Genomic DNA, 4,548 nt, shown 5'->3' with positions numbered 1-4,548 from the left:
CGACGACCTGGGACCCGAAAGCCCCGAGCAGCGCGTCCGCGAAGGCCAGCAGGAGTTCGCCGACGTCAACCTGATACCGGCACCCCCGTCCGACTCGCCGTACTTCCGCCGATGCCCGAGCAGGTCCCCTGCGGCGTGATCGATTCGCGTCCACCAGGTTGGCAACCGAGTCGAACGACCGCTCGCCGCAGTCGCCGACGTGGACCAGACGTGATTGGTCGCAACTTGCAGGCCGACAGGGTGTCCACGTATCTTGATCAATGGCGATTCATCGATTTAGAACAAATTTCTCGACAGTGTCAGGAAATTTCTGGGCCCAGCCGGCGCTATGGACCTGTTCGACCGGATAGAGATTGGATTGGTGGCCTTCGGCCTCGCCAGTCGCCGGGTTCAGAGAGTGAACCCGGCGACCTGCCGTATCCTCGGTCGCGCCGAATCGGAGCTTATCGATGTGAAATGGGAAAGCCTGATACATCCGCATGATCGAGACATCCAGGCCGATATGGCAAGGCAGTACCTGACCGCCGGACGCAGCAACTGGCAGCAGGTCATTCGGTTTGTTCGGCCAGATAAGTCGCTGGTCCATGTGTTGGCGACATCAGTCGTCATTACCGACGAAGCACCAGATCCCTACCTTCTCGTTCAATTTCAAGATATTACTCATGAGGTAGAGTCGTATCAAAGTCTCCAGCTGATAGCCGAGAACACGTCAGTGATTCTGTCCCTGATTGATCGAAGCGGGCACACACTGCTCAGCGAGGGCGTTCCAGAGAAATATCGCAGTCTCGTGACCGCAGCCCGCCACACCTCGGTCTTCGACGTGTTCGCGGCTCACCCCAAGGCACTTGCACCGGTTCGCCAGGCATTAGCCGGCGAGCACGCGTCCAGCGGGTCGAGATCGAACGGGATCTCCGGCGGACGCTAAAGCGCAAGAATACCGAGCTGCGGTTGCGTTACCAGCCGTTGGTGACGACCACTGGCCAGGTCGCCGGTGCGGAGGCGCTTGTCCGCTGGCGTCATCCGGACCGCGGTCTACTGAAACCCGACGCGTTTGTCTCGATCGCCGAGGAGGCCGGCCTCATCGTTCCGCTCGGCCGATGGGTGCTGGAAACAGCCTGTCGCACAGCCCGTGAATGGGGACCACCGCCGCCGGACACCCCCAAGCCCCGGATCGCGGTCAACGTCTCGCCGATTCAACTGGCCGATGAGCAACTGCTGGCGGACGTCTCGGCGCTTCTCGCCGCTACCAATGCCGACTGCGCTTTCCAGTTGTGCCTGGAGATCACCGAGGCCGCCCTCGTCCGGTACCTCTCGGCCACGGTTGCCCCCCTGCGCGCCCTGCACAACCTCGGGGTCTTGGTGTATCTGGCCGACTTCGGTTTTGGACACTCATGCCTTGGCGATCTACCCGACCTCCCGATCGACGGTGTCAAGGCCGACCGGCGCCTCATCGCCAAGCTCACCACGAACCGGGCGGACCATGCCGTCGTCGAAGCCGTCATCCGGCTCGCCCATGCCCTCAGCCTGACCGTCATCGCCGAAGGAGTGGAGACCGCCGACCAGATCGCCGAACTTCACCGCCTCAACTGTGACCTCATGCAGGGCCACCAACTAGGCCGCCCACGGGCCCACCTACCAGACCTCGGCCTCGCCACAAGACGATGAGAACATCGGTGCCGGGACTACCCGGGACCGCCGCGGAGCCCGACCTCCTCGATCAACAGCTGGTCCCACGAGTACAGGAGTGCCCGCCAAATACGGCCAGCCACTCGGTTCACGTCGCGCGGACCACGTCGGGGAACGCGGTGATGGCGTCGACGCCGGAGACAGTGCACCCAGCGCTCCAGATCGGCGACAGCATGTTCGCGGTCCCCCGTCCGGTGCGGTGCCGAGCGACACCGAGGGCTTCCCGGACAGCGATCGGCGCGTTCGCGACGACCTCGCAGCCACCAGACCATGCCAACCACTAGCCCGAAGTATAGAACCGGATTGCCGTCGCCAGAGCTGATTCATTCCAGAGTCGCCAGCCAGAGCCGGCGGCGGCCTGTCGACCGCCGGAGGCGCACGACTCCCGTCGAGACGCGCAGAACACCGCCGTGCAAACACGTCGTCGCGGACCCCGATCCGCGCGAGCGCCGGGAGTTGCGCCGCCGGACCCTGATCCGGACACTTGACGAATCTGAAACATGATTCTAGCTTGTCTTGCGGGGCGCCGTCCCGCGAAGGTGATCACGATCCGGGAGATCCTGTTACGAGTCGACTGACGCATTCATCCGCCACATCGAGCCCGAGTCCCCGAAGCGCGCCAGCCAGCGGGCGCAGGTCGAGGGCAAAACGCGCCGGTTAGTGGAAGGGAAGGTCAACCGGTCCCCTTGCCGAACACGGCGATGTCCCAGCTAGCCAGATCAGGTGGGCTCAAGATCTTCATAAGGAGTGACCCCCGCATGCACGATTCCCCTACTCTCGCGCGCCAGCGATCAGCGGCACCTGCGACCGGACTCCACGCGACCAAGGACGGTGCCCGATGGTGAGGACGACATGTGGGCATGTAGTCCTGGTGCACGGCGCGTATCACCGTGGCGCCTGTTGGGAGCCGTTGGCGGTCGAACTGCGGAGGCGCGGCCACCTGGTGGATGCCGTCGATCTGCCCGGTCGCGGAGATCCCGCGGCGGTAGCCGCGGCGACGCTCGCAGACTTCGTCGAGACCGTCGCCAGACCCATCCGCGCCGCGGGCCGCCCTGTCGTCCTGGTCGGGCACAGTATGGGGGGCGTCACCGTCACCCAGGTGGCCGAGAACCTTCCCGACCTGATCGGCTCACTGGTCTACCTCACGGCCTTCATCCCCGCGAACGGGCAGTCCTTGGTCGACGTCGCCCTCCACGAGGACTTCGCCGGTTCCCTGGTAATCGCGCACCAGCGAATGAGCCAGGATCACCCTGTCAGCTACATTCCTGTCGAACTCGGCCGGGAGGCCTTTTACACCGACCTCGCCGAGACCGCCTATGAACCTTTCGGCACGATGCTGGTACCCGAATCCACCACCGTCGCGATCGAGCCTGTCGCCGTAACCGATGACCGATGGGGGCGGGTCCGGAAGGTCTACGTCGAGACCCTGCGCGACCTGGCGCTCCCGATAGCCACCCAGCGCAGGATGCACCAGGCCGCCGGGATCGACGAGGTGCACGCCCTGGACACCGCGCACTCCCCATTCGTCACCGACGTCCAGGCCGTCGCCGAGATCCTGACCGCGGAGGTCGACCGACTGACCGCCGTCGGCGGGAGCCCGACCAGCCACGGCAACCTCGACCATCTCGACGCGAACTCAGGAAGGTGAACCGCAGGGGTCACGCCGACCGGCCTCGCGAGGGGTCGCTGTATGGGCTCAAGACATGCTTGACGTTTGGTCATCGGCAGATGTTTGACGCTCGGCTGTTTGATGTTCTGGCCGGCGACCATGATGCGGTCGTCAACCGAGTGCTCGGACGCCTGCTGAAATGCGATCCGCTCAACGCGTCGACCGCCGACGTCGTGCCGATCCGAAGCGTCCATCCATGCGTAGAGTGTGGAGCGGCCGTGCTCGGTCGCGCTCCCGTCGACTCGAGTTGCTCCGCGGAGCGCCGATCATCGTCTCGACGGCTCTAGGTCAGGCCGTCCCGGCGGTGCTCCAGTGCAGGGCGGAGACGGTCCCACCGTCCACCAGAATATCGTTGCCGGTGATGAAGGAGGATGTCTGGCCGGCGAGGAATTCCGCCACGCCGGCGATGTCGCCGGGGGTACCCAGCCGCCCCGCGGCGGAGAGTTTGACCATCTCCTGGATGTAGTCGCCGGTCGGCCCGCGCAGTTCATCGAGGCCCATCGGGGTCGAGATCACCCCAGGGCTGATCGTGTTCAGCCGGGCACCCTTGCGTCCCCACGCCTGCGCGGATGCCGACACCCGAAGTTGATTTCCCCGCTTCGCCACCACGTAGGACGCCTGCGGGTCGCTGTCGAGGTCGATTCCGTCGTGCCGGAGGAGTTCCTCCGTCGGCGCGGTGGCGAGGTGCCGTTCGAGTTCGGCCGGCAACGACGCGAAATGCCCGGCCATGCTCGCGATACACACCAATGAGGTACCAGGGGACGCGACCTCGAAGAAGGCGTCGATGACGTGGGCAGTGCCGACCAGGTCCACCTCGTAGATTTGCCGGGCGCTGGCCATCACCGGCGACACCCCGGCGGTGTGGACCACTGCGTCGATACGGCCGATGTGCGCAGCGGCGCTCGCCAGCTTCTCGACCGAACTCCGGTCTGAGACATCCACCAGCTGGCCTTCGACCGCGTACCCCTCGTCACCTAGATTGGTCACAGCGGTGTCCAGATGCGCCGCCGAGTAGTCGGCCAGGACCAGGTGGCGGCCATTCGTGATGTGCCTCGCCACCGCGAGACCCATTCCGCCGACCCCGATCACCACGACGACGTCCCGTGATGTGTCTGGCTGAGAGCCTGTTTTAGATCTTGATGGTGTGGACTGGGTGTTGGCTGTGTGGGTGCGGGTCGGCGTGGCCGCGTGAT

General features: G+C 65.0%; 5 protein-coding genes. 3 read left to right on the top strand and 2 right to left on the bottom strand.

All coding sequences use genetic code 11. The annotated features are described in order from the left end of the window. The first annotated feature begins 328 nt into the window (after positions 1–328). Positions 329–925: a PAS domain-containing protein gene (locus tag I6A60_RS40715; protein WP_203012049.1), complete on the top strand. Its 597-nt coding sequence runs from the start codon at positions 329–331 to the stop codon at positions 923–925. 23 nt (positions 926–948) lie between these two features. Continuing rightward, positions 949–1,665: an EAL domain-containing protein gene (locus tag I6A60_RS40710; protein ID WP_307874127.1), complete on the top strand. Its 717-nt coding sequence runs from the start codon at positions 949–951 to the stop codon at positions 1,663–1,665. A gap of 109 nt (positions 1,666–1,774) precedes the next feature. Here the strand turns inward: I6A60_RS40710 and I6A60_RS42580 are convergent, their stop codons facing one another. Continuing rightward, positions 1,775–1,963, bottom strand: a complete 189-nt coding sequence (locus tag I6A60_RS42580; protein WP_203012051.1) for a hypothetical protein — start codon at positions 1,961–1,963, stop codon at positions 1,775–1,777. Positions 1,964–2,524: 561 nt separating this feature from the next. Between I6A60_RS42580 and I6A60_RS40705 the strand changes: the two genes are divergently transcribed. After that, positions 2,525–3,334, top strand: a complete 810-nt coding sequence (locus tag I6A60_RS40705) for an alpha/beta fold hydrolase (protein WP_203012052.1) — start codon at positions 2,525–2,527, stop codon at positions 3,332–3,334. Between the two features lie 309 nt (positions 3,335–3,643). On the opposite strand, the gene I6A60_RS40700 is transcribed toward I6A60_RS40705, so the two are convergent. Beyond that, positions 3,644–4,548, bottom strand: a 905-nt coding sequence (locus I6A60_RS40700) for an SDR family oxidoreductase (RefSeq protein WP_307874126.1), incomplete at its 5' end; no start/stop codon positions are given.

Source organism: Frankia sp. AgB1.9, from assembly GCF_016786355.1.
Classification (GTDB): Bacteria; Actinomycetota; Actinomycetes; order Frankiales; family Frankiaceae; genus Pseudofrankia.
This window is presented reverse-complemented; position numbering and strand designations above follow the sequence as displayed.